Source organism: Microcoleus sp. AT3-D2 (assembly GCF_036705715.1).
In the GTDB taxonomy this organism is placed as follows: domain Bacteria; phylum Cyanobacteriota; class Cyanobacteriia; order Cyanobacteriales; family Microcoleaceae; genus Microcoleus.
In genome coordinates this window covers 1-26,778 of record NZ_JAUBVE010000027.1, presented here as the reverse complement: position 1 = coordinate 26,778, position 26,778 = coordinate 1, and the positions used below count along the sequence as shown (strand labels likewise).

24 protein-coding genes are annotated in these 26,778 nt (G+C 45.0%); 16 read left to right on the top strand and 8 right to left on the bottom strand.

What is annotated here, in order from left to right:
- Positions 1–5 precede the first annotated feature (5 nt).
- The 4 genes from QUB44_RS14075 to QUB44_RS14060 all read left to right on the top strand — a co-directional run bounded on the left by QUB44_RS14075 (position 6) and on the right by QUB44_RS14060 (position 2,844).
- Positions 6–362, top strand: coding sequence for a hypothetical protein (locus QUB44_RS14075; protein WP_333368287.1), 357 nt, complete (start codon positions 6–8; stop codon positions 360–362).
- Positions 359–787, top strand: coding sequence for an HNH endonuclease signature motif containing protein (locus QUB44_RS14070; protein ID WP_333368284.1), 429 nt, complete (start codon positions 359–361; stop codon positions 785–787). The genes QUB44_RS14075 and QUB44_RS14070 overlap by 4 nt, the downstream gene beginning before the upstream one ends.
- A gap of 188 nt (positions 788–975) precedes the next feature.
- Entirely contained in the window at positions 976–1,854 is an 879-nt protein-coding gene (gene glyQ, locus QUB44_RS14065; protein WP_333368281.1) for a glycine--tRNA ligase subunit alpha, read from the top strand.
- Positions 1,855–2,076: 222 nt separating this feature from the next.
- Positions 2,077–2,844 (top strand): ATP-binding cassette domain-containing protein, encoded by a 768-nt coding sequence (locus tag QUB44_RS14060; RefSeq protein ID WP_333368277.1) that lies wholly within the window; start codon positions 2,077–2,079, stop codon positions 2,842–2,844.
- A 203-nt stretch (positions 2,845–3,047) separates the two neighbouring features.
- On the opposite strand, the gene QUB44_RS14055 is transcribed toward QUB44_RS14060, so the two are convergent.
- Positions 3,048–4,319: an MFS transporter gene (locus tag QUB44_RS14055; protein ID WP_333368273.1), complete on the bottom strand. Its 1,272-nt coding sequence runs from the start codon at positions 4,317–4,319 to the stop codon at positions 3,048–3,050.
- A 291-nt stretch (positions 4,320–4,610) separates the two neighbouring features.
- A complete protein-coding gene (locus QUB44_RS14050) occupies positions 4,611–5,123 on the bottom strand; it encodes a DUF2808 domain-containing protein (protein ID WP_333163667.1) in 513 nt (170 codons plus the stop codon).
- Between the two features lie 444 nt (positions 5,124–5,567).
- On the opposite strand from QUB44_RS14050, the gene QUB44_RS14045 reads away from it, so the two are divergent.
- The 3 genes from QUB44_RS14045 (at position 5,568) to QUB44_RS14035 (ending at position 8,778) form a co-directional block, all read left to right on the top strand.
- Positions 5,568–6,716, top strand: coding sequence for a Re/Si-specific NAD(P)(+) transhydrogenase subunit alpha (locus QUB44_RS14045; RefSeq protein WP_333368269.1), 1,149 nt, complete (start codon positions 5,568–5,570; stop codon positions 6,714–6,716).
- Positions 6,717–7,078: 362 nt separating this feature from the next.
- Positions 7,079–7,372: an NAD(P) transhydrogenase subunit alpha gene (locus QUB44_RS14040; protein ID WP_106150865.1), complete on the top strand. Its 294-nt coding sequence runs from the start codon at positions 7,079–7,081 to the stop codon at positions 7,370–7,372.
- Positions 7,369–8,778, top strand: coding sequence for an NAD(P)(+) transhydrogenase (Re/Si-specific) subunit beta (locus QUB44_RS14035; protein WP_333368266.1), 1,410 nt, complete (start codon positions 7,369–7,371; stop codon positions 8,776–8,778). The genes QUB44_RS14040 and QUB44_RS14035 overlap by 4 nt, the downstream gene beginning before the upstream one ends.
- Before the next feature lie 254 nt (positions 8,779–9,032).
- Here the strand turns inward: QUB44_RS14035 and QUB44_RS14030 are convergent, their stop codons facing one another.
- Both QUB44_RS14030 and QUB44_RS14025 read right to left on the bottom strand, forming a co-directional pair.
- On the bottom strand, positions 9,033–9,362 hold the full coding sequence (locus QUB44_RS14030; protein ID WP_333368263.1) for a tetratricopeptide repeat protein: 330 nt from the start codon (positions 9,360–9,362) through the stop codon (positions 9,033–9,035).
- Entirely contained in the window at positions 9,362–9,637 is a 276-nt protein-coding gene (locus QUB44_RS14025) for a hypothetical protein (protein ID WP_333368260.1), read from the bottom strand. Before QUB44_RS14025 ends, QUB44_RS14030 begins: the two co-directional genes overlap by 1 nt.
- 261 nt (positions 9,638–9,898) lie before the next feature.
- Between QUB44_RS14025 and QUB44_RS14020 the strand changes: the two genes are divergently transcribed.
- Complete coding sequence (locus QUB44_RS14020; RefSeq protein WP_333368258.1) at positions 9,899–10,594, top strand: hypothetical protein; 696 nt, start codon at positions 9,899–9,901, stop codon at positions 10,592–10,594.
- Between the two features lie 20 nt (positions 10,595–10,614).
- Here the strand turns inward: QUB44_RS14020 and QUB44_RS14015 are convergent, their stop codons facing one another.
- Positions 10,615–10,965, bottom strand: coding sequence for a hypothetical protein (locus QUB44_RS14015; RefSeq protein ID WP_333368256.1), 351 nt, complete (start codon positions 10,963–10,965; stop codon positions 10,615–10,617).
- 219 nt (positions 10,966–11,184) lie between these two features.
- Here QUB44_RS14015 and QUB44_RS14010 point away from each other — a divergent pair, with 219 nt between their 5' ends.
- The 7 genes from QUB44_RS14010 to QUB44_RS13980 all read left to right on the top strand — a co-directional run bounded on the left by QUB44_RS14010 (position 11,185) and on the right by QUB44_RS13980 (position 24,137).
- Positions 11,185–14,280, top strand: coding sequence for a type ISP restriction/modification enzyme (locus tag QUB44_RS14010; protein ID WP_333368253.1), 3,096 nt, complete (start codon positions 11,185–11,187; stop codon positions 14,278–14,280).
- 20 nt (positions 14,281–14,300) lie between these two features.
- A complete protein-coding gene (locus QUB44_RS14005) occupies positions 14,301–14,627 on the top strand; it encodes a DUF433 domain-containing protein (protein WP_333368250.1) in 327 nt (108 codons plus the stop codon).
- Positions 14,628–14,825: 198 nt separating this feature from the next.
- A complete protein-coding gene (locus QUB44_RS14000) occupies positions 14,826–17,525 on the top strand; it encodes a protein-arginine deiminase family protein (RefSeq protein WP_333368247.1) in 2,700 nt (899 codons plus the stop codon).
- Positions 17,526–17,724: 199 nt separating this feature from the next.
- Positions 17,725–18,648 carry a hypothetical protein gene (locus tag QUB44_RS13995; protein WP_333368244.1) on the top strand — a complete coding sequence of 308 codons (924 nt, stop codon included), beginning with the start codon at positions 17,725–17,727 and terminating at the stop codon, positions 18,646–18,648.
- Between the two features lie 84 nt (positions 18,649–18,732).
- Positions 18,733–21,708, top strand: coding sequence for an L-glutamate gamma-semialdehyde dehydrogenase (gene pruA / locus QUB44_RS13990; protein WP_333368241.1), 2,976 nt, complete (start codon positions 18,733–18,735; stop codon positions 21,706–21,708).
- A 125-nt stretch (positions 21,709–21,833) separates the two neighbouring features.
- On the top strand, positions 21,834–23,504 hold the full coding sequence (locus QUB44_RS13985; protein WP_333368238.1) for a glycosyltransferase family 39 protein: 1,671 nt from the start codon (positions 21,834–21,836) through the stop codon (positions 23,502–23,504).
- A gap of 153 nt (positions 23,505–23,657) precedes the next feature.
- The gene (locus tag QUB44_RS13980; protein WP_333368236.1) at positions 23,658–24,137 is read left to right on the top strand and encodes a hypothetical protein; all 480 of its coding nucleotides are present in this window, start codon (positions 23,658–23,660) and stop codon (positions 24,135–24,137) included.
- 28 nt (positions 24,138–24,165) lie between these two features.
- Here QUB44_RS13980 and QUB44_RS13975 read toward each other — a convergent pair whose 3' ends face one another.
- From QUB44_RS13975 to QUB44_RS13965, 3 genes are all read right to left on the bottom strand, one after another.
- Positions 24,166–24,552, bottom strand: coding sequence for a transposase (locus tag QUB44_RS13975; RefSeq protein ID WP_333368233.1), 387 nt, complete (start codon positions 24,550–24,552; stop codon positions 24,166–24,168).
- Between the two features lie 46 nt (positions 24,553–24,598).
- On the bottom strand, positions 24,599–25,138 hold the full coding sequence (locus QUB44_RS13970; RefSeq protein ID WP_333368230.1) for an IS110 family transposase: 540 nt from the start codon (positions 25,136–25,138) through the stop codon (positions 24,599–24,601).
- Between the two features lie 320 nt (positions 25,139–25,458).
- Entirely contained in the window at positions 25,459–25,671 is a 213-nt protein-coding gene (locus QUB44_RS13965) for a hypothetical protein (protein WP_333368227.1), read from the bottom strand.
- A 617-nt stretch (positions 25,672–26,288) separates the two neighbouring features.
- Here QUB44_RS13965 and QUB44_RS13960 point away from each other — a divergent pair.
- Entirely contained in the window at positions 26,289–26,669 is a 381-nt protein-coding gene (locus QUB44_RS13960; RefSeq protein ID WP_333368223.1) for an IS110 family transposase, read from the top strand.
- Positions 26,670–26,778: the final 109 nt, after the last annotated feature.

Here is a 26,778-nt window from a genome sequence, read left to right as displayed (position 1 = left end):
GAAGTATGCAAATTATCCTAGAAGTCCCCGATCGCCTGGGTGAAAAACTGCAACAATTGGGCGATCGCCTCCCAGAAGCCCTCGATCGCGCACTCCAGGAACTCACCCCCCCAGAAACCATCCCCTACCAAGACGAGCTCCAAATCGTCGCATTGCTTGCCAGTCAACCCAGCCCAGAAGTCATCCTCGCTATCCGCCCCACGCCTGCATTGCAAACCCGCATGAGCGAATTGCTCGATCGCAATAAATCCGGCACTCTCTCGCGATCGGAAGAAGTCGAACTCGATCGATACTTGCTCCTAGAACATTGGGTGCGGTTAGCCAAAGCTCATGCTTACAAACACTTACAGACAGCAGCATGAGTTATGTACCAGCCACTTTGCGTCGGTTAGTGACTCAACGCGCCGCAGAGCAATGCGAGTATTGCCGATTTCCCCAAACGGCTGCACTTTTCGCCTTTGAAATGGAACACATTATTGCAGAAAAACATGATGGCATCACCGTCGTGGAAAACCTAGCGTTATCGTGTCCTTGCTGCAACCGTTTCAAAGGAACTGACCTCGGTTCGATCGATCCTGAAACACAACAGCTAACCCCCTTTTTTAATCCCCGTCTCCAGAAATGGTCAGACCACTTTCGGTTAGATAGAGGAACCATTGTCCCACTGACTCCGCAAGGGCGCGTAACCGCTAAAATTCTACAATTTAACCTCCCAGAACGCATCCTCGAACGCGAGCAACTCATCACGAGCGGAGAATATCCACCACCCTATCCACCAACAACATGATGGCTCTTTTCCCTAGCAGTAGGGACAGATAAATCTAAAAAACATTGCTATTATCGATCGCAATAACTCGAGCGATACAATATTAGAAAAAAGAAATTAAATATCCAGCGATACATAGTTTATTTAAATAAACCGTGCCTTGAGTATGCTTAAATAAGCTTAGACACTCGCTAACCATATTTAAACCAGTGAACTTTCAATCAGTCATTGCCACCTTAAACAAATTCTGGAGCGATCGAGGCTGCCTGATCGCCCAATCCTACGACACAGAAAAAGGTGCAGGAACCATGAATCCCCACACCTTTCTCAGAGCAATCGGCCCCGAACCTTGGTCAGTCGCTTACATCGAACCCTGTCGCCGCCCCACCGACGGACGCTACGGTGAAAATCCCAACCGCTTCCAACATTACTATCAATATCAAGTTTTAATTAAACCCTCTCCTCCCAACATCCAAGACATCTATTTAGACTCCCTCAGAGCATTAGGAATTCGCCCCGAAGACCACGACATTCGTTTCGTAGAAGACAACTGGGAATCGCCCACCCTCGGAGCTTGGGGCGTCGGCTGGGAAGTCTGGCTCGACGGCATGGAAATCACCCAATTTACCTACTTTCAGCAGTGTGGAAGCATTGACTGTCGCCCCGTCTCCATTGAAATTACCTACGGACTAGAACGCCTCGCAATGTATCTCCAAGAAGTCGATGCGATGACGAAAATTCAGTGGAAAGATGGCATCACTTACGGCGACGTTCACCTGCAAGGAGAAATAGAACAGTGTACTTATAACTTTGAAGATTCCAATCCCGAATTGCTGTTTACTCTATTTGGATTGTACGAGCAAGAAGCCGAACAATTGACAAAAAAAGGATTGGTTTTACCGAGCCTTGATTATGTGCTAAAATGTTCTCACACTTTCAATTTACTCGATGCTAGAGGTGTGATTTCGGTAACGGAAAGAACCCGGTATATTACCAAAATTCGCAACTTGGCGCGGCGAGTTGCTCAGCTTTATTTGGAACAGCGCGAAAAGCTGGGTTTTCCTTTAGAAAAAGCTGTAAAAGTTTGAGAAGGAAAAGGATAACGACACGGATACACGGATGAATTTAGTTGCGATCGTCCTAGACTCATACCAATTTTATAGGTCGTTTCAGAGAATTCCGATCCCCCCTAACCCCCCTTAATAAGGGGGGGACAAGATTCCGATCAAAGTCAACCCCTACTCCCCTTCTTAAGGGGGATTTAGGGGGATCGAAATATGTGCAACTTTTTGGGATTTTTAATTAATTAAATGCCTGATTATTCGGAAAATAATACAGAAACAAATCCTCAACTGCGAATTGACGGTGTAAGCTTGAAAACACCGATCGCCTCAAGTTATTTGTTGGAAAATATATCGTTTCAGGTAAACAAGGGATCTCGCGTGGCAATTGTTGGCCCTTCAGGTGCCGGCAAAACAACGCTGTTGCGACTGCTAAATCGGCTCAGCAGTCCCACCAGCGGCTCGATTTATCTGGAAAATACAGAATATCGCCAAATACCTGCGATCGAACTCCGCAAACAAATCACCCTCATCCTGCAAGAATCCAAGCTTTTGGGAATGTCGGTGCGAGAAGCATTGGCTTATCCTTTAAAGCTGCGGGGCGTCAATTCATCAAACATTGCTGAGAGAATTAGCGGGGCGATCGAACAACTGCACATACCCCAAGAATGGCTCAATCGCAGCGAATTCCAGCTTTCCACAGGCCAAAAACAGCTCGTGGCGATCGCCCGCGGCATCATCCTACAACCAAAAATCTTGCTTTTAGACGAGCCAACATCCGCCCTAGACGCAGGAAAAGCCGCCCACCTTTTGCAAGTATTGACACAGCTAACAAACGGCCAAACCACAATTGTCATGGTAAACCATCAATTAGAATTAGCCGAGCAATTTAGCACGCAAATTCTGCATTTACAGCGCGGAAAGCTCATCGAAGACTTGCCCTCTCATCAAATAAATTGGGTGCAACTGCGGCAAAATTTAATCCAAGCAGAAGCAGAAGCCGAACAAGAATGGTGAACAAACTAAAAAACATTTTCTGCGACGGGTTGCGTAATTAATTTGGATTTTTTAACCGCAGAGGGCGCAGAGGGCGCAGAGAAAGAGAAGATAAGAGGGAAAGAGAGAAGTTTACAAATTGTTGAGGATTGCTAGAGATACAGTCTGAGCTTAGCTTTGGGAATGTTGTTTAATGTTGGCCTTTGTGATTTTAGGCTAAATCGCTAGTGCGGAATTAAACCCATTTTTTGATAAAGTGGCCGGACTAAGTTTTTTAAAGCTGGCAACTGTTTGGTAAAAACTATGGAGCCTAAAACACAAATTATACCTCCAATGATGACTGTATTGGGAGCGCCGATATAATTTGCCAATCCGCCAGCAACTAAATTCCCAAACGGTGTCACTCCAAAAAATGCCATCGTGTATATGCTCATCACTCTTCCGCGTTTGTCGTCTTCCACAATTGTTTGCAAAAATGTGTTTCCTCCGGCAAATTGGATAATGAAACCAAACCCCACAAACAACATCATGATTAATGACAGCCACAAGACGTGGGACAAACCAAAACCTATTAGTCCAAATCCCATAATTGCCGGTGAAATCGCAATCCATTTGCCGAGACCAACTATACTTTTGCGCGAAATCAAATAAATCGCGCCCGCGAAAGCGCCAACTCCTGAAGATGCCATCAAAAAGCCGAGGGTTTGTGCGTCGCCTTGCAGAATTTTGGTGGCAAAAATGGGGACTAAAACTGTGTGAGACATTCCCGAAAAACTGACTAATGCTAATAGCAGTAAAATTGCTCGAATCGGGGGAAATCCGAAGGCATAAACGAATCCTTCTTTTAATCTTTGTAAGGGTTTGGTATTAGTTGGGGCAATTTTACGGGCTTTGATCTGCATCGCTAATAAGCCTGCAATTACAGCGATGTAGCTGAGTCCGTCAATGAGAAAGCAATAACTTGCGCCGACTGTAGCTATTACCAAACCTGCAATTGCTGGGCCGATTAATCTGGCTCCGTTGAACATGGAAGCGTTGAGGGCGATCGCATTTGCTAAATCTTCTTTCTTTTCTACAAGTTCCGGTACAAAAGCTTGCCGTGCCGGCGCGTCAAAGGCGTTAATTGCGCCTTGAAAGAAACTCAGCACCAGGATCTGCCAAATGTTAACAACTCCTGTTAGCGCTAAAAATGCTAGCGCTAAGGATTGAACCATCGCTAATATTTGAGTGGCAACTATGACTCGGTGGCGGTTCCAGCGATCGATTAAAACTCCTGCAAAAGGCAGTAAAATTAATGTGGGGATTTGACTTGTAAATCCCACCACGCCCAGCATCCAAGGTGAATCGCTCAAATTGTAGACAAGCCAAATAGTAGCGACTTGCGTCATCCAATTGCCAATCAGTGAGATGCCTTGTCCTGCAAAAAACAGGCGATAATTTCTCGATCGCAGCGCTGGAGGAAGTTGTATTGTTTTGATTTTTGCTAGTAGATTCATGCTGCAAGTACGGCTAGAGAAATCCTATTTGATTGGTAAACATTTTTTAGGGGTAGCGCCCCTAAGCCTACCCCTAATTAGCGAAGGGCAACCATCGGGGGACTGCCCCTAGACTCATTATTACGAATCATTGAGAATTGCGATATGAGCCGGAGGTTCTATTTTCACAACTCCCGAAAACCAGGATTTGAGTATTGTTAAATTTTTGCTCGCAGGAAAACGATCGCCACAGTTAAATTTTTCTGTCGCGATCGCTTGAATAACGAGAAATTCCTTCCCCAAACTCTTCCCTCAATTAATGCTCAACAGCCAAGTACCGAGATAACGCAGCAAGGGAACGTCCCCAGGAGTGCGGATGCGGACGTTGAAATGGTACATTCCGCCGGGAGATGGGTTTTGGACGTTGGAGAGTACAACCTCAACATTGTTTCCTGCAGGAATTGGTTCTGTGGGATAAATTTCTATGAATCGATTTTCTTTGTCCCAGATTACTTCTTGCAATTCTATTGTTTTGTCTTTGACGCGCACTTTAATGTCTTTTGGGTCGAATTCGCCTTTGTAGTAGTCTGGATAGGATATGTTCAGTTGGGCGATCGCCAAACTTACTTTTTTGGAAGGAATTCGCAGCCGATATCTATCGCCGCTCATCCCCGCTTTGCCGTAATCTAAGCGATAGTTTAATTGGTTGGCGCGTTCGGGGCCGCCGAAAATCGTGAATCCTGGCATGGACTGGGCTAAACTGATGGCGGGTAATCCAGCCACCAAGCAACCTGTAACCGCTAGTGCTGAAAATAATCGTCGCATAACAACTCCTCTAATTAAACTCTTGGTGAACCTTAAATATTGCTCGCCCGAAATTTGCGATCGTGGCTACAATATATCGCACGTCTCAGCAATTTGATGAGGGCGAGCGACCGCCGGCTGAGGTCACTTTTTTTTTCGTAATTTTTGCGTAATACTGATAACTGACATTTAAACTACAGAATTAGGCGACATAAAATTATATCATAATCGGTGGCCAACTTAACAATTTAGCGAATTTGAATGTATAAGATAAGTTAAAGATACGGGTCGAATTTGGGCGATCGGCTTTAGTATCAACGAGAGAAGTTTAAGGCAACGGCTGCTTCAATGTAAAGCAAGGCATCGGGCGATTAAAAATCGCACTTCAAGAAACCTGCGGAGGCAGGTTTTGTCTGTGTAGGCGCGGTTTCAACCGTCCTGGGAAAGCTTAAATAAGGAGAGTGTATGAAATTAGCGATCGCAAAAGAAATAGAAGCAGGCGAACGCCGGGTGGCTTTAGTACCCGACGCTGTGGCCAAATTGGTAAAACAAGGCGTCGAAGTTTGGGTTGAAGCCGGTGCCGGCGCACAATCCTTTTTCTCGGATCTTGCTTACGAAGAAGCGGGAGCTCAGGTTGTCGCCGATACCGCTAGGCTGTGGGGCGAAGCCGATCTCGTCGTCAAAATCGGGGCCCTGCAAGAATCAGAAGTTCATCAACTCCGGGAAGGAGGCGTTTTCATCGGATTTTTGAATCCTCTGGGAGATCCTGCTTTAGTGCAGCGTTTAGCCGATCGCAAAGTAACGGCATTCAGCATGGAAATGATCCCGCGCACCAGCCGCGCTCAAAGCATGGATGCGCTGTCATCTCAGGGTAACGTCGCCGGTTACAAAGCGGTATTGATCGCAGCCTCCGCTTTGCCGAAATATTTCCCAATGCTGACAACGGCGGCGGGTACGATTCGCCCCGCGAAAGTCTTGGTAATGGGTGTGGGCGTTGCTGGCTTGCAGGCGATCGCCACTGCGCGCCGTTTGGGTGCGGTAGTCGAAGCCTTCGACATCCGCCCGGAAACAAAAGAACAAGTGCAAAGTTTGGGCGCTAAATTCCTTGATGTCGAACTCAAGGAAGAAACCGTCGCCGCCGGAGGCTATGCAAAAGAACTATCAGAAGCAGCCAAAGAATACACCCGCCAAGTGCTCACCCAACACGTCAGCGCTTCCGATGCAGTTATTACAACCGCTCAAGTTCCCGGCAGAAAAGCACCTATTTTAGTTACTAGAGAAATGGTTTCTCAAATGAAGCCCGGATCGGTAATTGTTGACCTCGCGGGCGAACAAGGCGGCAATTGCGAATGCACGGAAGCGGGGAAAGATGTTGAATGGAACGGCGTTAATGTCATCGGCCCGATTAATGTGCCCTCGTCTATGCCTGTCCACGCTAGCGAAACTTACTCGAAGAATATCTCGGCTTTAGTTCAGTTGATGCTGAAAGATAAGGAACTCAATTTGAATTTTGAAGACGATATCATTGCTGGTGCTTGCGTCGCCCGCGATGGCGAAATTAGCAACCAGCGAGTTCGGGATGCTTTGGCTGCTGAGGCTTCAGCCGTTAGTTAGTTAATAGTCAACAGTCATTAGTCATTAGTAGGAAAATGGGTGGTTTCATTAGTGTCAGCTTAAATCTAAAACCGTTGATAAATCTCGTTGGTAGTCAAGGCCAGATCCCCCTAAATCCCCCTTAAGAAGGGGAGTAGGGGTTGACTTTGAATGCTTCTTGTCCCCCCCTTCTTAAGGGGGGCTAGGGGGGATCTGATCTCGGCAGTAAACAGCAGTCTGTGAAGACGTTTGACCTGGTTTGGAAACGGTAAAGCTTTTACAGTTGATGACTAAGGACTAATGACTATTGACTAACAACTAACAACTAATGACTAATGACTAATGACTAATGACTAATAACCAATTACCAATTACCAATTGTTATGGCAGAAGGATTGATTGCAGGTTTAGTGGTGTTTACTCTAGCGTCGTTTGTGGGATTTGAAGTAATCAATAAAGTCCCGCCGACGCTGCACACACCTTTGATGTCGGGATCGAATGCGATTTCTGGAATTGCGGTTTTAGGTGCAATTCTGATTTCTGGCCAAGGTAATGTAACTGTTACTTCGATTTTGGGGACGATCGCGATCGCCCTGGCCACAATTAACGTTGTCGCCGGTTTTTTAGTAACCGATCGAATGCTGCAAATGTTCAAGAAAAAAGAGGTTAAAGCGTGAGCGATTTTCTGCCCAGTGGCATTCAACTAGGTTATTTAGTTGCCGCATCTTTGTTTATTATCGGTTTGAAACAGTTGGGTTCCCCTGCAACCGCCCGTCAAGGGAATGTGTTAGCTGCGATCGGGATGTTAATTGCGATCGTCGGTACGTTGCTGGAAAAGCAAGTCATCAGCTACGAATTGATTGCTGTCGGAATAATCATCGGTTCCATTTTGGGAACAATTATGGCGAAAACCGTCGCGATGACGGATATGCCACAGATGGTGGGTTTGCTTAACGGTTTTGGGGGCGCGGCTTCTGCACTCGTTGCTGTGGGAGAATTCTGGCGCTATCTCAGCATCCCGGAATCGCCAACTCCAGACGCGACAATCACGATCCTTTTGGGTGTGCTCATTGGGGGGATTACTTTCACTGGTAGCCTTGTGGCGTTTGCGAAGCTGCAAGAATTGCTGCCGGGTGCGCCTGTGACGTTTCCGCTGCAACAGCCGTTTAATGCCATGCTGGCGATCGCACTTTTAGCCGGCAGCGGTTATATGCTGACGAATCCCGAAAATGTGCCGGTATTCCTGGGTTTGGTGGCGATTTCCAATATTCTGGGAATCATGTTTGTGCTACCCATTGGCGGTGGCGATATGCCCGTGGTGGTGTCGCTGCTTAACTCTTATTCGGGGATTGCGGCGAGTGTCGCTGGGTTCATTTTGATGAACAATATGCTGATTATCGCTGGTGCATTGGTGGGCGCGTCGGGGATTATTTTGACGCAAATCATGTGCAAGGGGATGAATCGATCGCTTTCTAGTGTGCTGTTTAGCGCCTTTGGTAGCGGTGGCGGTAGTGCTGGGGCGGCTGCTGGGACTGCTGGTGCTACTGACAAAACTGTTCGCAGCATCAATCTCGAAGAAAGTGCGATGATGTTGGGTTATGCGCGATCGGTTGTAATTATTCCCGGTTACGGGATGGCTGTAGCGCAAGCACAGCACGCGGTGCGCGAGTTAGCCGACGGTTTGGAAAAAATGGGTGTTGACGTGAAATACGCGATTCACCCGGTGGCTGGGCGGATGCCGGGGCACATGAATGTGCTGTTGGCGGAAGCAAACGTGCCTTATCCGCAGTTGTACGATATGGACGATATCAATCCGCAGTTTGAAGAAACGGATGTGGCGTTGGTGATTGGTGCGAATGATGTGGTGAATCCGGCGGCGCGTCACGATACGGCGAGCCCGATTTACGGGATGCCGATTTTGGAGGTTGATAAGGCCAAGCATACGATCGTGATTAAGCGCGGGATGAGTGCTGGTTTTTCCGGTGTAGACAATGAGTTGTTCTACAAGGATAAGACGATGATGTTGTTTGGTAGCGCTAAGGATGTGGTTGCCAAATTGGTTTCTGAGGTGAAGCAATTGTAGGATTTTGCAACCGCAGATGAACGCGGATTAACGCGGATTAACGCAGATGATTAAACCCGGTTTATTGGATAAACCGGGTTTTTGTTTTGGGGTTGTTTTAGATTGTATCTGGTTGATTTGCAATGTTGTAGGGGCGGGTTTTACAAACAATAATTGACTAAAATTAATAATATCGTAAACCCGCCCCCTCCATGCTAGAAGGATGCCACTGGACTTGATATTATGCAATGCTAGCTTGGTTCACATATTCACGCTCAGATGGGTGTATGTGAAAATCCTTGTTCTCTGGCTTTTTGAAACCATTTTTCTGCTTCAGTGCGATCGGCTGCTACACCATCAGCACCGCAAAGATAAATTCCTGCTAAGTTGTTTGAGGCAACACCATAGCCTTGCTCAGCGGATTTGATGTACCATTTAATTGCTTCTAATATCATCATTTCTCGACCTAATCCTAAATGGTACATACTGGCAATTATGCACTGGGATGCAGCATTACCTTGTTCTGCTAGTGGTTTTAACAAGGTAAAGGCTTGGGTATAATCTTCGTTATTAAAAGCGGCTAGACCTTTTTCTAAGTCAGACATTAATAAACTCTATCTAGTTGTTGCGATTTCTTATTTTGCTCTTTAATCTGACGCATTTTTAAGACAAAAGGTGATGGATTGCGATCGTATTCAGCTTCAGATTTGAGGCAATATTCTAACCAATCTCCTACATATTTACCTACAGTTTCTTGATTTTCCAGATAGTACAAAATCGTAGCATCAACTTGAGCCATAGTTAGTGTCAGAAATTTTTGAGCTATGGCTTCTGGAGTTTTGCGGCAGTGGATGTATTCGTACTGTTGTCTTGACTTCATAATTTGAAGTGGCGGGCTGCCAAGCTCAAACAATTATAGTTTTACTTGAGATTATATCACATCTTTCGCTGTTCGGTGGAGACGGGCGATCGCCCTATACAATGCTAGCTTGGTTTAAATAGTCACGGGCGATCGGTGCTAGTCAAATATACCGGCGATCGGAGAATTTTTAAATATAATGAAATCCTAAAGAATTAATAGAACGGCAAAAATTGTACTAACCTTAGAGCTAAAGTCAATTCAATTAAAAAATTTTCAACTATGTCAGATCAACCTTTTAACATCCGCCAACTAAATGACCTAGATTATGACGAAGCAGAACCACTCCTGGAAGATTATCAGGAAACGCTAATCGAGCTATTTGTCAATTCTCCCGAAGGAGAAGAATACTGTAAAACTTATCCAGACGTTGGATTTTGGATCTCGCAGTTCATTTATTACGGTTTTGGCTATGAAGGTTTTACGCTGCCTCGAATGAAAGTGGAAGATGTGGCAACTGTAGTCGAAGAGTTGTTTCCCAGGAAAGTGAGTTTGCTTTCGCCGGAAGAAGGTGAAAATGCTATCCCGGAATTATTGGCGTTCTGGCAATTTTTGAAGCGAGAATTTAAACTGCGAAATGCCACTTCAATTATCAAATACCTGCGGGATATCGAGCCGGAATTTAAGGAGATTATGGAAGATTCCTCTAAATTTGGATTTGCCAAATCCTTTGTAACGCTCGGTCATCAAGCAGGGTTTGATATGAGTACGGGGGAAGGTCTAACACAATTTCAGGAGATATATAATGCTAGCATTGCTCCTATAATGGCAGCTAAAAACTCCGATACATCGGGATTTTCCAGCAAACCGATAAGTGGTAGTGCTGTCAATGAATCTAAAGCAAGTAAAGAAAAACAAAAAAAAGCAAAAAATACGGCGGCTGAATCGAGAAAACGCAACCGCACTAAGAAAAAATGAGGTTTAGCAAGTATCTATCCTCACTTCACTCTTCTTCTGATTCTTCTCAGCATCTTGTTAGCTTCTTCCCTCCCGCGAAACTTCCAAACTAATAAATAACACATCAAACAAAACCCGAAAATTCCTAACACGATCGCACTTTCTTCCGGTGAGTTGGTAGTTCTATCGAACTTCCCACTCTTCGGACTTCCTTGGATGTTGTTAGTTCGATCGATCGTGCGATCGCCCGCTTGAAAGTTAAAATTGTGTTGTTCGATCGCATTACTCTTTTTAAATGTGCGATCTATTTCTTGAAATGACTTCGCCTGTTCGCAGCTTGTTAAGGATAATCCAATAAGGATAAAAATTAAGAAATAACAGCGACATTTCATGATTTTTACCTTTCGGTCAGCGAAAAAGAGAATAAATCCATATAGGGCTTACTGACTCCGACGAAGAAACCTGGTTTTTATCTAATCTGTCGGTAGGCACGAAGTATTTTCCTAAAAAACCCGGTTTCTGGGCCCCTATCTCCAGGACTATTCTATCTACTATAATAGCATTAAACGAATTCAGGAAACATTTCCAAACTAAACCAGGAAACTGATTCAATGCCATCTATATCTTTTGATGCTTACCTCAAGTCGATTCAAAATAACCTGCAAAAAGGTAGCGAACGCAGCCATTATCCAGCGTTGAAAGATTTGCTGGATGACTCAGACAAGGGCATTGATGCCGTCATTGAAGAAAAAGGCAACAAGGCAGGGATTCCAGATTTTACCGTGAGGCGGCGGGAACTATTGGTGGGTTATGTAGAAGCCAAAGATGTTGGGCTAGACCTGGATCAGATAGAAAAATCGGAGCAATTGCAGCGCTATATAGAAGCGTTTCCGAATCTAGTATTGACCAATTATTTAGAGTTTCGTTGGTATGTGAATGGGAAGCGCAGGCAGAAGGAAATTTTAGCAGATCGTAGTGAGAATAAGCTGCAAGTAAGGGCTACAGAAAAGATTGCGGCTCTGCTAGATCAGTTTATCAACTATAGAGGCGAGATTATCAGCAGTCCTGAAGACCTGGCGCGACAGATGGCGAGGTTGACGAAGGCAATCCGGTTAGCAACAACAACTGCGCTGGAGGGAGAAAGGAAAGACGGTGAATTGCATCAACTAAAACAGGGCTTTAGTGAGGTGTTGTTGCCCGATTTGAATGATGCTGATTTTGCTGATATGTATGCTCAGACGATTTCTTATGGGTTATTTGCGGCAAGAGTTGGTCATGCTCAAAATCCAGGGTGTGAACCGTTTACTCGGCGCACGGCTGGCACGTATATTCCGGCAACAAACCCATTTTTGAAGCGATTGTTTAATACGATCGTCGAAACGGATGCAGTCAGTCAGATCGATTGGGCGATCGACGATCTGGTGCAATTGCTGTCTCAGGTTGATATGGGCAGCATTCTCGAAAACTTTGGGCAGCGCACTCGTCAAGAAGACCCGGTGGTGCATTTTTATGAAACGTTTTTGGCGGCGTATAACGCGGCTTTGCGAAAGAGTCGAGGCGTTTATTACACACCGGAACCTGTGGTGTCATTTATTGTGCGATCGGTTGATGCCATTCTCAAAAACCGCTTCGATTTGCCATTGGGATTAGCTGATAATGCCAAAGATCCAATAACACAAAAGCCGAAAGTGCAAATTCTCGACCCTGCCACGGGTACGGGTACGTTTTTGTATGAAGTGGTGAAGCAAATTTACCGCAATTTAGAAGAAATTGGCATGGCGAATCAGTGGGATAGCTATGTGCGAGACAATTTGCTGAATCGGTTGTTTGGCTTTGAGTTATTGATGGCTCCCTATGCCATTGCCCACCTCAAGCTAGGGCTAGAACTTCAAGAACTTGGTTACAAATTTAAGGGCAAACAGCGATTAGGCATTTACCTCACCAATACGCTAGATGAGGCACTGAAAAAATCAGAGATTTTGTTTGGTCAGTTTGTCGCACAAGAAGCAAATGAAGCTTCGACGGTAAAACGAGATACACCTGTGATGGTGGTGTTGGGCAATCCGCCCTATTCAGGACATTCGGCAAATAAAAGCGAGTGGATCGCTGGTTTAGTTCGCGATTATTACTATGTGAACGGTTTACCGCTAGGAGAAAAAAATCCCAAATATTTGCAAGATGATTATGTAAAATTCATTCGCTTTGGGCAGTGGCGAGTCAGTGAAACCGGTTATGGCGTTTTAGCGTTCATTACCAATCATGGTTATCTCGATAATCCAACATTTCGAGGGATGCGTCAGAATTTGATGAAAACATTTACAGATATCTATCTCTTGGATTTACACGGTAATTCTAAAAGAAAAGAAATTTCTCCCGATGGTTCTCCCGATCAAAACGTCTTTGATATTCAGCAGGGTGTTAGTATTGGAATTTTTATTAAAGAGCCTGGAAAGACGGGTGCAGCTAATGTTCATCATGCTGATCTTTGGGGAGATCGAGCGACTAAATATGAAATTTTGAATCAAAGTTGTATTGACGATGTTGATTGGAAAGCGATCGCACCTCAATTACCCTTCTATTTATTCAGTCCTCAAAATACTGATTTACTAGCAGAATATAATACAGGGTGGAAAATTACAGAAATTATGCCAGTTAACTCCACAGGGGTCAAAACTCATCGAGATCATTTTGTATTTGATTTTGAACGGACAGCGCTGTATGAGCGCATAAAAGAATTTAGAGATTTAACTATTTCAAACCAAGAGGTAGCTGAGAAATATTTTATTCCCGATACAGGGAGCTGGAAATTAAGTGAGAAACGACGCTCACTAGCAGCAGATACTGAGTGGGAGAACTATTTTACTGAATGCCTTTATCGACCTTTTGATACTCTTTTTTACTATTCTCATGAGGATTTAGTAGAGCGCTCAAGGCATGATGTGATGCGTCACATTATTTCAAAAGAAAATTTAGGCATCATCTTCATGCGACAAGTAGCACTTCAAGAGGATTACAGCCATTTTACAGTGGCCAATCACGCTGTAGATAATCGAGCTTTTTACAGTAATAAAGGTACGATGGCTTTAGCTCCTCTTTATCTATATCCTGACGATGACAATCCTCAAAAATCACTTTTAGAGGAGAAATGCAAGCCAAATCTATCTCAAAAATTTTTAGATTTAATTCGACAGATACTTGGTTATATTCCCACACCAGAAGCCATCTTTTACTACATCTACGCCATCTTCCATAGTCCCACCTATCGCCAACGCTACGCCGAGTTTCTCAAAATCGACTTTCCCCGTGTGCCGTTAACCAGCAACGATAAACTCTTCAAAGACTTGGGTGCAAAAGGTCAGGCATTGGTAGACCTGCACCTGATGAAATCGAAAAAGCTTAATAAGCTGATTACTAAAATGAGTGGCGATGGTGACAATGCCGTTACCGAAGTTACCTATAAACCCGCAGAACAACGAGTTTATATCAACAAAACCCGCTATTTTGAAGGCATCGCCCCCGAAGTTTGGGAGTTTAAAATTGGCGGTTATCAGGTTTTAGACAAATGGCTCAAAGACCGTAAGAAAGCCAAACGCACTTTATCCTTTGATGATGTACTGCACTATCAAAAGGTGGTGGTTGCGCTCAAAGAAACCATGCAACTGATGGTAGAAATCGATCTAATGATTCCTGGCTTCCCCATAGAGTAAAGTTTATGAGATCGGAAAAAATGACACTGAAAGAATTAGAAAAACAACTCCTTGTCTTAACTCCCGGTGAAAAAACTCAGGCAATACAGCTATTAGTTCAAAGTTTAAGTAATACTTGGCAAGGAATCGAAAAAACTCCGGGCGTGTGTGGTGGGGATGCTAAAATTGCCAAGACTCGCATACCTATTTGGTCGCTGGTAAATTATCGCATTCTGGGTGCAAATGATGTGCGAATTTTGCAAGACTTTCCTTATTTGAGTGCAGCAGATTTGGCGAATGCTTGGGCTTATGCTGAGGCACACCCAGAGGAAATTGAAGCAGCGATCGCTAGAAATGAAGAAGCCTAAAACATGGCGCGAATTTGCCTATTCAGAACTTACGCACTCTGACCAAAGAAACCGGGTTTTTAGCGAATCAGTCCGCAGCAACAAAGTATTTTCGTAAAAAACCTGGTTTCTGGGCCCCCATGCGTAAATCCTTATAATTAAATCCCCCATTGCTCCCAAGATTAGGTAAAATTATTGGCGTGTCTGAGGATAAACTATATGCGTTTGGTTAAATATATTGCGATCGCCATTATCAATGGTTTCGGTGTCGTCATCGGTATTATTTGGGTTGCAGTCCCCACAACAGTGGCTCAACCTTCCCTAAACTACCAACTCGCACTCTCTGGGCGACAGTCAGAGGGCGAAACTCCGCAATCCCTTTCCGAACTCTACAAATTGCGAGATCGGCTCAAAGTACAATTAGATAACCTTGCCAAAAATCCCGACAGCGCGCCGTTTCCTGCAGAACTTTGGAAATCAGCAATCCACCGTCAGCAATCCCAAACTCTGACGCAGCAACTCCAAAACGTTCAAAGTCAGATTCAAATCGAAGAAAGAGCCAAATATAATTGGGACGATGCTGCTAAATTAGCGACCAAAGCAGTAGTAATTGGACGCACTTCTAATCCTTCTTCTGCTACTTGGGAAGAGTCCCAGCGGCTGTGGCAGTTGGCTATCAATACCCTGCGACTCATTCCTCACGATTCTTTTTTGGCCGATCGGGCGATCGACAAAACCATCGAATATCAAGGCAACCTCAGTGTCGCTACCTATGAAATGCAAGTTGCACGTTCTGTTGAGAAAATTAGAGCCGAGGAAGAAGAGATAAGAGAGCGCGCCCGCAAAGAGCAAGAGAAAAAAGAATTTGCTCGTCGAGAAATAGAGAGAAAAGAGCAAGAGAAAAAAGAACGGGCTAGAAAAGAACTTGAAAGGCAAGAATTCCAAAGGCAAGAATTGGTCCGCAAAGAACTTGAAAGGCAAGAATTAGCCAGAAAAGAACTTGAAAGGCAAGAGTTTGAAAAGCAAGAATTAGCCAGAAAAGAACTTGAAAGGCAAGAATTCCAAAGGCAAGAGTTAGCCAGAAAAGAACTTGAAAGGCAAGAATTAGCCAGGAAAGAACTTGAAAGACAAGAACTTGAAAGGCAAGAATTAGCCAAGAAAGAACTTGAAAGGCAAGAACTTGAAAGGCAAGAACTTGAAAGGCAAGAACTTGAAAGGCAAGAACTTGAAAGGCAAGAGTTAGCCAGACAAGAACTTGAAAGACAAGAGTTAGAGAGAAATCAGCAAGCAACTCCTCAACCAACTCCTGAATCAACTGCAACACCAACTCCCGCCCCAGTTACGCCTGCTGCTTCCCCGTCGAACTTTTTGTTTGTGGGAGATACTAACAGAGATGGCCAAATTAACCAGCAAGACGAAGCTGGAAAAGAACAATGGTCTTTGTCCAAGGGCGCGCTAATTTCATTTAACGATCGCAATAACGATCGCGGCAAGATACCGACTTGGAAACAAACCAAAGTTATGGTTCCCCGCCGTGCAGCAATGCTTTCTCAAGTTAACTTAACACTGTCTGAAAACTTCAAAACCTCTCAATTATTTATCACTGCTGATAGCATTGCCAGCCCTCACATCAGCGTTTTCCAAAAGACGGGCGGCGGCTGGAAACCTGTAGATATATCCGGTGCTAAACCTCTAGTTTTCAGCACGAATATTGTTTTAGGTGTGGAAGCCAAACAATTTGCCGATCGCAATTGGAACGGCACTGTTAATCTCAAAGCAACTGCCCAAAACAACGGTCAAGAAATCGCCTCCACAACAATCCAAATGGGCGTTAGTCCTTGGATGATAGCGCCCAACACAGCGCCAGTCACCGAAGTTCAAGTCAGCGACAGAGGCTCGGTAAACAGCGAATTTATCTCCCAACTAAAACAAGCAGTAGAACCCACGGGCGCCAAAGTAAAAATTCTCCAGGGCGATCGCACTTGGATGCAAGATACCCAGAAAAACGGATACGTTCAACTCCCCGAAAAATCGGAGATACGCCAGTTTAATGTAGCCCTAAAAAGCAATAGCGATCAAGAGAAAAACCCGCCTGTTAAATCTACTCAAGACCGGGATTTGAAAGTAGTTAAAATTGGCAATCCTCGTTCTTTAGACCCTGTAAGTCAGTGGTCTGACGGATACGGCAATTTGCAGGTGACACCGCCGATTCCCGGACACCCAATGGGTCGAGTTTATTACGGGAATTCTGGAAATGCTAGTTTTAATCCAGAGGTACTTGATTTTATTCAAGCTCAAAGAATTCAAGGGCCACCAGTGGATATTGATACTTCTTGGCTTTTGACTCGCCAAGTCGATGAAATTATCAATTTTATTCCCACTCAAACTCCCGGACAATATGTAATGGCGATCGCCAGTCCCGAAGCCGGAGTTAAGCTGTTGGAAGAATTAGAGGGAAGAGGTTACGGCGATGTGACTATTAATCGTGGTTTGAGCACTCAAACAACTGTCAGCGCCACCTTGAAAAACCGTGCTTTAATTCAACACAATCTCTATTTGCAAAATCAGAAACTTAATCCGATTATAGAGAAGTTGAAAAGAGAGTTTTTACTCGGAGACGACCAAATTATTCAAGTTCCGGTGATGTTTGGCTACAGCGGTTATGCTTGGTGGCCAAATATGGTCAATTCGGTGCCAGTTAATGGCAAGTTGTTAGTTTCAAATCCGCGCGGGCCAATGATTGAGGGTGTAGATTACACTCAGGAAAGATTGCGCCAACTGCTGCTTCCTGCTGGCGTCAGCGTTAGTTTTCTGGATGACAGGTATTATCAAGAATTAAAAGGAAACGTGCAGTCGGCGACGAATACTGTGAGGAAGCCAGAAGACCAGCCTTTTTGGCAGTCTTTGCCTAATAATTGAACCCAGTAGTAATTTGCGATCGCAATTTGTACTCAATATTTACCGAAAATTGGTAAATTGCGATCGCCCCAGCCGACAGATTTCTCTATCGACACGGACGGCATTTTGTCAATAGCCGTGCCGTATTAGTGCTGTGCAGGCGATCGCACCAGTAACGTAAAATGTCTAAAAGCGGTCTTTGTAAAATAAATTTAGCCCCATGAGCGACGAACAGGAAAAAAAACAAATTTTGACTCAGCAACCGGAAACAATTTCCACTGCCACCGATGAGTTCGATCGCACTGAAATTGCCAGTGGCGATTCAACTTCCGCACCCCCAGAAACTCCCGCAGAAATTGCAGCGCCCGAAGATATTTCAGCGCCAATCGACGCAACCGAAACAATTACAGTTGCCGCCGATAGCACGCCGGAAACAACTCAACTTGCAAGTTATCCGCCTCCAACAATTCCAACTGCCAACCCTGATCCCAAACCAGCTCGCTCGTGGCAAATCTTAGCAGTTTTTCTCAGCGGAATGTTAGTCGGTTCCGTGCTTAGTCTCGGCAGTTTGCTAGCGTGGAGAATGTATCAGGAAAGAGCGAACCTTCAAATCAAACTACCCGCTGACGTACCCCTCCCCGAAAGCCCTCCGCCTGTCGCAACAGCGCCCGTCAACCGCCGGCCCGGACTTCCCCCAGCACCTGGAACTGGACTGCCCGCCCCAATCCGTCCGTCGCCCAGTCCCACTCAAATACCATCTCTGTCTGGCGTTCCGCAACTTGCTTCGCCGTTGCCGTCGCCGTTGCCGTTGCCTTCTCCTTCTCCTTCTCCCGCTGCGGTTGAAACCCCTGTAACCGAGCGAGTTTACTTTCCAGCCGGTGCTACGGGAACTACTCTGAGCAATAGTTTGCGAGCCAACATATCCAGGCGCTACTTACTGGAGTGCAATAGCGGCCAAAGCATGACAATTAATGTTCAAGAAGGTCAAGTTAGCGCAGCAATTATTGCTCCTAACGGTGAAAATTTAGGTACTGCTGATAGTACAGGTCAGTGGCAAGGTCAATTAGCCAGTAGCGGCGATTATACTATTGAAATTTCAGGCGATCGCCAAGCAAACTACCAAGTTAAAATTGAAGTCAAATAGCAACTATAATTGTATCAGGGGGTATTTACAAAATACATAAAGTCCCCCTGTAGCTAATTACAAATTACAAATTACTTATTACCAATGATTGCACAAGTATCTGAAAACATCTACGAAGCAAAAACCCAGGAAATTGCCACAGAAATCCTGCGGCTAACTCAAGAGAAAAAGCGCTCTTTTTTCGGTCAACTCCAAGACCAAATGCGCTGGGACGACAAACTCATGGATTGGGCGATGGCTAGCCCCGGACTGCGGGTGCAGTTGTTTCGATTTATTGACTGTTTGCCGGCCCTCCGCAGCAGGCCAGAAATTGCCCGCCACTTGCAAGAATACCTGACCGCCCAAGAGGTAGAATTGCCCGAAGCATTGAAAAAATTGCTCAACTTTGCTAGCCCTGATTCGGTTCCGGGTCAATTGGCGGCGACGACGGTTGCGCCTGCTGTGGAAACATTGGCGCATAAGTATATTTCTGGGGAAAATATCAAGCAGGTAATTAAAACCTTAGAGCGACTTCGCAAAGATAAAATGGGTTTTACAGTTGACCTTTTGGGCGAAGCTGTCATTACTGAAGCTGAGGCGCAAATTTATCTTAACCGCTATTTGGAATTGATGGAGGAACTCGCGAATGCAGCGAAGAATTGGTCGCAGGTAGATGCAATTGATAAAGCTGACGGCGAAACTCTGCCGCGAGTGCAAGTATCGGTAAAGTTAACGGCTTTTTATTCTCAGTTTGACCCGTTGGATGCTAAAGGTAGCGAGGAGAAAGTAAGCGAGAGAATTCGCATTTTACTGCGCCGCGCGAAGGAGTTGGGATCTGCCGTTGATTTCGATATGGAACAATATGCTTACAAGAGTTTAACTCTGAGCATTCTCAAAGACTTATTGTTAGAAGAAGAATTTCGCAATCGCACTGATATTGGAATTACATTGCAAGCATATTTGCGCGACAGCGCCCAAGATTTGCGAAACCTGATTTCCTGGGCAAAAAAACGCGGAAATCCGGTAACAGTACGTCTGGTAAAAGGCGCTTACTGGGATCAGGAAACTATCAAAGCGATGCAGAAAGATTGGCCGCAGCCGGTCTACAATGACAAAGTTGCTACCGATGCCAATTTCGAGCAGATGACGCAGTTGCTGCTAGAAAATCACGAATATTTGTATGCAGCAATTGGCAGTCATAATGTGCGATCGCAAGCGAGGGCGATCGCCATTGCTGAGACTCTCAATATACCGCGCCGCCGCTTTGAAATGCAAGTGCTGTACGGCATGGGCGACAAATTGGCTAAGCTTTTGGTCGATCGAGGTTATCGCGTCCGAGTCTACTGCCCCTACGGCGATTTGCTGCCGGGAATGGCTTATTTGATCCGCCGTTTGCTGGAAAATACCGCCAACAGTTCTTTCATCCGGCAAAGTTCCGAAGAAATGCCGATCGAACAATTGTTAGCCGCACCAGTTGCTAACGGAAATGACCAGCTAGTTTACAGCAAAGTATTTCCCAACGTTGCCGATACCGACTACGCCAATACCAAATTGCGGCAACAAGCAGAAACAGCCATCAAATCAGTGCGCGCCAACTTAGGTAAAACCTATTTACCGCTAATCAATGGCGAGTACCAAAATACTGAAGCAACAGTTAATTCTCTCAACCCTTCCAATCCCACAGAAGTAGTTGGCACAATCGGATTGATTTCCGAAGAACAAGCCAAACAAGCCATTGAAGCAGCAAAATCAGCCTTCACCGATTGGCGAAAAACCCCCGTCCGCCAGCGCGCAGGCGTCCTCCGCAAAGCCGCAGAATTGATGGAACAGCGGCGCCATGAACTATCAGCTTGGATGGTGTTTGAAGTCGGCAAACCTGTCAGAGAATGCGATGCCGAAGTCTCCGAGGCTATTGATTTTTGTCGCTACTACGCCGACGAAATGGAACGGTTAGAACAAGGAAAAAATTACGACATTCCCGGAGAGACTAATCGCTACAGCTATCAGCCACGCGGAATTTCTTTAATCATTTCGCCTTGGAATTTCCCCCTCGCAATTCCTGTGGGCATGACAGTTGCATCGCTGGTTGCAGGTAATTGTACTTTGCTCAAACCTGCGGAAGTTTCCTCAGTAATTGCAGCAAAAATCACAGAAATCTTGCTAGAAGCCGGAATCCCCAAAGGCGTATTTCAATACGTGCCTTGCAAAGGTTCAACCGTCGGTGCTTACATGGTGAAACACCCCGACGTTCACATGATTACTTTCACCGGTTCTCAGGAAGTTGGCTGTCAGATTTATGCCGATGCTGCGATTTTGCAGCCTGGACAAAAACACCTGAAACGAGTAATTGCTGAAATGGGCGGCAAGAATGCAATTATTGTCGATGAAAGCGCGGACTTAGACCAAGCAGTTGCAGGCGTAGTTTATTCGGCATTTGGATATAGTGGCCAAAAATGTTCTGCTTGTTCGCGAGTAATTGTGGTGGAATCGGTGTACGATAATTTTGTGGCAAGATTGGTAGAAGCGACGCGATCGCTCAATGTCGGCCCAGCAGAAAATCCCGGCACTCAAGTCGGCCCTGTGATCGATGCAAATGCCCATTCGCGCATCCGCGAATACATCGAAACAGGCCGCGCCGAAGCTAAAATAGCTTTAGAAATGCCGGCACCGGAAACCGGTTATTTTGTCGGCCCAGTCATTGTTACGGAAGTATCGCCCACAGCAACTATCGCCCAAGAAGAAATTTTCGGCCCGGTTTTGTCGGTGATTCGGGCTCATAATTTCAGCGAAGCGATTGCGATTGCTAACGGCACGAATTTTGCTTTAACCGGCGGATTGTATTCTCGCACACCTTCGCATATCGATCGAGCCGCATCCGATTTTGAAGTTGGAAACCTGTACATCAATCGCGGAATTACCGGGGCTGTGGTATCGCGGCAACCCTTCGGAGGATTCAAACTTTCGGGAGTTGGTTCTAAAGCGGGTGGCCCGGATTATTTGCTGCAATTCCTCGAACCCCGCACAATAACCGAAAATATTCAGCGGCAAGGTTTTGCGCCGATTGAAGGAGTAGATGATTAATCATTCCTTTGTTCGTAGTGAGGACTGGAGTCCTCTCTCTGGCTGTTAAGTTAGTAGGGTGCGTAAGCGCGCACCTTACGGGTGCGGTAACCGAAAAAATTTGTGCCTGATTAGCTAGTTATAAAATGGAATCTACGAAAGATCGCGATCGACTAAATTCTTACAACCCTTCACTTGACAAGTGGCTGCGATTTTTAATTATAGCCGTATTAGTCATCGGTATTTTATTTCGGTTCGCCAATCTCGATCGCAAATTTTACTGGATCGACGAAACATATACTTCTTTGAGAGTTTCTGGCTACACCGAAGTCGAAATAATCAAAGAAATTTCGTACCAGAAAATAACCTCGCCTGCGGATTTACAAAAATATCAGCAGATAAATTCCGAAAAAACTTTAAGGGATACCCTGAATTCTTTAGCAACAGAAGACCCCCAACACCCGCCGCTGTATTATGTACTAGCGCGATATTGGGCGCAATGGTTCGGCAGTTCCGTTGCAGCAATGAGAAGTTTGGCCGCCGTGATTAGCCTGCTAGTATTTCCCGCAATTTATTGGCTGGCTTGGGAGTTATTTGAATCTTCAGCAGTAGGGTGGATGGCGATCGCAATTTTCGCAATTTCTCCCTACCAGATTATATTTGCCCAAGAAGCCAGACAGTACAGTTTGTGGACATTAACTACTATTTTATCCAGTGCAGCCTTGCTGCGAGCAATGCGCTCTGACGAAAATCAAAATGCTGTCGCCCTCGTTCTTTCCTGGGCGCTTTATGCAGGCACAGCAACACTGGGATTGTACACCCACTTGTTATTTGTCTGCGTCGCTGCCGCCCACGCAATCTACGTCGCAGTTATTGCCAACTGGCGCGATGTGAAAACATTCATTTCCTATTATGTAGCATCTTTAATCGCATTGAGTGGCTTCATGCCTTCCCTGGTAAATACTGTAGAAAACTTCAATCAAGTTAGAAGCACAACAATATGGGCAGAACAAACAAATTACTTAAGATTAGTCAGCAGGTGGGTTGGTTCCGTCAGCATAGCATTTTTTGATATTGGCATTGATGGAACCGCCAACGCCACACAACTAGCCTTGCTAATTCCAGTTGGTATCATGATTCTAGCTTTAGTTGGCTATGCCCTTTATTATCTATGCCGACAAACACCAAAGCGAGTGTGGTTGATTGTATTGTTATTAATTGCAACAACTGCTTTGTTTTTAGCAGTCCCTGATATAATAAAGGGTGGAAGGCGATCAGCAAATCCGCGATATTTAGTTCCTTGTTATGTGGGGATTCAGCTAGCAGTTGCTTACCTGCTGTCTGCGAAAATTAGTAACAATTTGGATAACTTAAAACAGCAAAAACAGTGGAAAATAGTTATAGTTACAGTTTTTTCCGCAGGTATTATATCCGGTGGAGTTAGTTCTCAAGCAGACATTTGGTGGAATAAAGGCAGCGGTTGGTTGGGTGTCTTGGAAGTAGCTGGGACTGTCAATCAAGCCAGCAATCCCCTAATTATCAGCGATGCCAATATCGCATATATCATGCCTTTAAGTTATTACCTAGAACCAAAAGTCAAAATGCTAATAGAACCCCGCTGTTACACTTCTTGCTACAGAAATCGAGAATTGGCAAAGAAAAAACCGCAAACCCCAAAAATTCCCGGCGGTTTCAGTGAGTTGTTTTTATACAGACCTTCCTCTACTTTGCGATCGGCAATTCAGCAACAAAACTATCAAATAGATCCTGCTGACACTAATGTCGAGCTTAATCTATGGAAAATCACCAAAAAATAACCTAAAAAAATTTGGCAAAAAATGTCTGACTCACCGAGACATACTGCCCCAAAAATAGGGTTTTTGGAAGTATGTCGCAAGTATAGTTCAATAGGGTTGATTTTCGCGTTAAGCTAGAAGTTAAGAATCCAAAAATAATATCAAAAATCTCAAATGACAGTCACTGAAACTTCAAATATTCGCAAGCTACTGTGTGATCCAGACTTAGGGCTGATTCCTCACCTAGAAAAGTGCCTGAAAGATTTGCACTCATCTGCGATCGCCAGTGGAGAGAATTTCAAGGTAGAACCTTACGATATAGAACTCAAAAGCTGCCACACCCAGAAGCATCCCAACGACCAAAAACCCCTCGTCACCCAGTCAATGTTAATAAAAGTTCCCCTAACTGGGAAAGTTGAAGACAAGATGCACCTATATCTGATCGCAACTGAGTTGCAGAACCAAATCGATTTCAAAATTATCGAATGGAGTGCCTTAGAACGCCGCCAATACGACATTCAGGGCATTCCCTTAAAGCAGCCGATCACCAAAATAGACGGCCAGATGAATTACGAGTTAGTATTCGATCGACCCAGCTACTGCTGCATCACCCTGTGCCGCCAATTTGATTTAACTTACGCCGCCAATTTTTAATTGGGCTTGTAGATACTGTCTTGACCTGTCAAGGGGTAGCAGTCAAATAATTGGGGTCGAAAGGCTTTTGGGATTTTAAAATCCCAAAAGCCAAATGCACCAGTTTCCTCATCAGAGCGCCAATCACCTGCATTTTGACCTTGCCACGACCCAATAATCGGTCACTCATCGCCTTGAGTAACGGATTGTGACGCATCGCCACTACCGCAGGCAAATACAACGCCTTTCGCAGTCGGACGTTTCCGGTACAGGACAAACGAGTTTTGCCTTTAACCGAAGTCCCAGAACTGCGTTCACAGGGTGTTAAACCCGCATAAGCTGCTAATTGACGAGCATTGGTGTAATCGGAAACATCACGAATTTCAGCTAACAATACGGATGCTGTCTGTTCACCAATTCCGGGAATTGAGGTCAAGAGGTCACGCTGTTGTTTTAAATGTGGGTGCTGGTCAAAATGGTCGCTAATCAGTTTTTTGATCAGTTGCTGTTGCCATGATTAGATACTCCAAATGTGCAAGGGTAAGACCAGCAACAGTTGGCGTAGCTGTTTCTAGACGGTTCTGCTCTTGAGTTGCCATTTCTGTGACTGATTCGAGCCGTCTCAACAGGGCTTGTAATTCTTTAACTTCGGGTGCGGTTGGTGTCCATAGAGACGGTTTCATTGCCGCACAAAAACGAGCAATTAGTGCCGCATCTACCGAGTCAGTTTTAGTTCGTAGGAGTTCGCTTTTAGCAAACCCTTTAATCCTAGCTGGATTCACAATACTAACCTGAAAGTCAGCCCCATAGAGGAATTCGGCTAAGGCTTCTCCGTAAATGCTAGTGGCTTCCATGCAAGCATGGAGTCCCACTACATTTTGTTGTTTAAGCCAGTTATGTAAACTCTCAAACCCTTGAATATTGTTCGTAAACTTTTTGGGTTTAGTTGCACGACCTTCTCTGAGTAATGAGACATGAAAGTCTCTTTTACTGATGTCTATACCTAAGACTGTTGATGTCATTGTTTGCTCCAGATGTACTCCGATTTATGAAAGAACCGACAGGCAATTGAAGACTAACCTTGTCAAGGCAGGCTTTCAAGGGCGGTGCCGAGAGCCTCAGATACTGTCCAGTTTAGTGTGCGCCTGTCATCAGTAATGGGAGCTGATCTACGCAACAGACTTATTCCGTCTAAGGGGCGGGCCAACTTCACCGATTGCTGATGTCCTATAGCTAGCACTTTCGCCTGTTACAGAACCTTTTTTACAAAACTTTCCTTGTTTCTTTAGATTCGCTTTGCTTGTCGGCTCGATCGACTGATTATCGGTACGATCGACTGATTCTAGGCTCGATCAACTGATTCTCGGCTCGATCGACTGATTATCGGCTCGATCGCCCACTTGTCGGTACGATCGCCCACTTGTCGGTACGATTGAATCAATGACGTGGCGATCAACTGACTCACTCTTTTAAGATACAAGGGGCGGGTTTCACCAACAATATTTAGGTTAATTAACAATCTATAAAACCCGCCCCTATCCCACGGTAAACCCATTGTACATTTTTCGCATTCAATACAAATCAATGTTGATGTAGATTGTTAGTTGTGTGTGGGCGGGTTTATGTAGATTGTTAGTAGCAATTCGATATTATTGGTGAAACCCGCCCCTTGTATCTTAAAAGAGTGAGTCAGTCGATCAAGCGAGCTGTCACTCAGGCGATCAAGCTGTCACTCAGGCGATCAAGCTGTCACTCAGGCGATCAAGCTGTCACTCAGGCGATCAAGCTGTCACTCAGTTGATCGAACCGACAATCAGTTGATCAAGCTGTCACTGAGTCGATCGAACCGACAATCAGTCGATCGTACCGACAAGTGTGCTCACGAACCGACAAGCAAAGTGAATCTAAAGAAACAAGGAAAGTTTCGTGCAAATGGTTCTGTAACAGGCGAAAGTGCTAGCTATAGGACATCAGCAATCGGTGAAGTTGGCCCGCCCCTTAGACGGAATAAGTCTGTTGCGTAGATCAGCTCCCATTACTGATGACAGGCGCACCTAAAGCTGGACAGTATCTTAGGCTCTCGGCATCGCCCTTGAAAGCCTGCATTCACAAGGCTAGCATTCCATTGCCTGTCAAGTTCTTTAATAGAAAGGAGTACATCGGGAGTAAATTATGGCACTAACAGTCTTAGGCATAGACATCAGTAAAAAAGACTTTCATGTCTCATTACTGAGCGAAAGTCGTGCGACTAAACCCCAAAAATTTACCAACAATACTCAAGGTTTTGAGAGTTTACATAACTGGCTCAAACAACAAAGTGTAGTCGAACTCCATGCTTGTATGGAAGCTACTAGCATTTATGGCGAAGCCTTAGCCGAATTTCCTTATGGAGAAGGCTTTCAGGTGAGCATCGTCAATCCAGCGCGGATTAAAGGGTTTGCCAAAAGCGAACTTCTGAGAACTAAAACAGACTCCGTAGATCCAGCATTAATTGCCCGTTTTTGTGCGGCGATGAAACCCTCATTATGGACTCCTAAGCTGTTCAGCATCTAAAACGCATATTGTATGGTATAATATAATAATTTTTTTCCGATAAAGTCAATGCCTACTAAAAACTTCCTCAGTTCAGAAACAAAGGAAACTCTGCAACAAGCATTAAAAG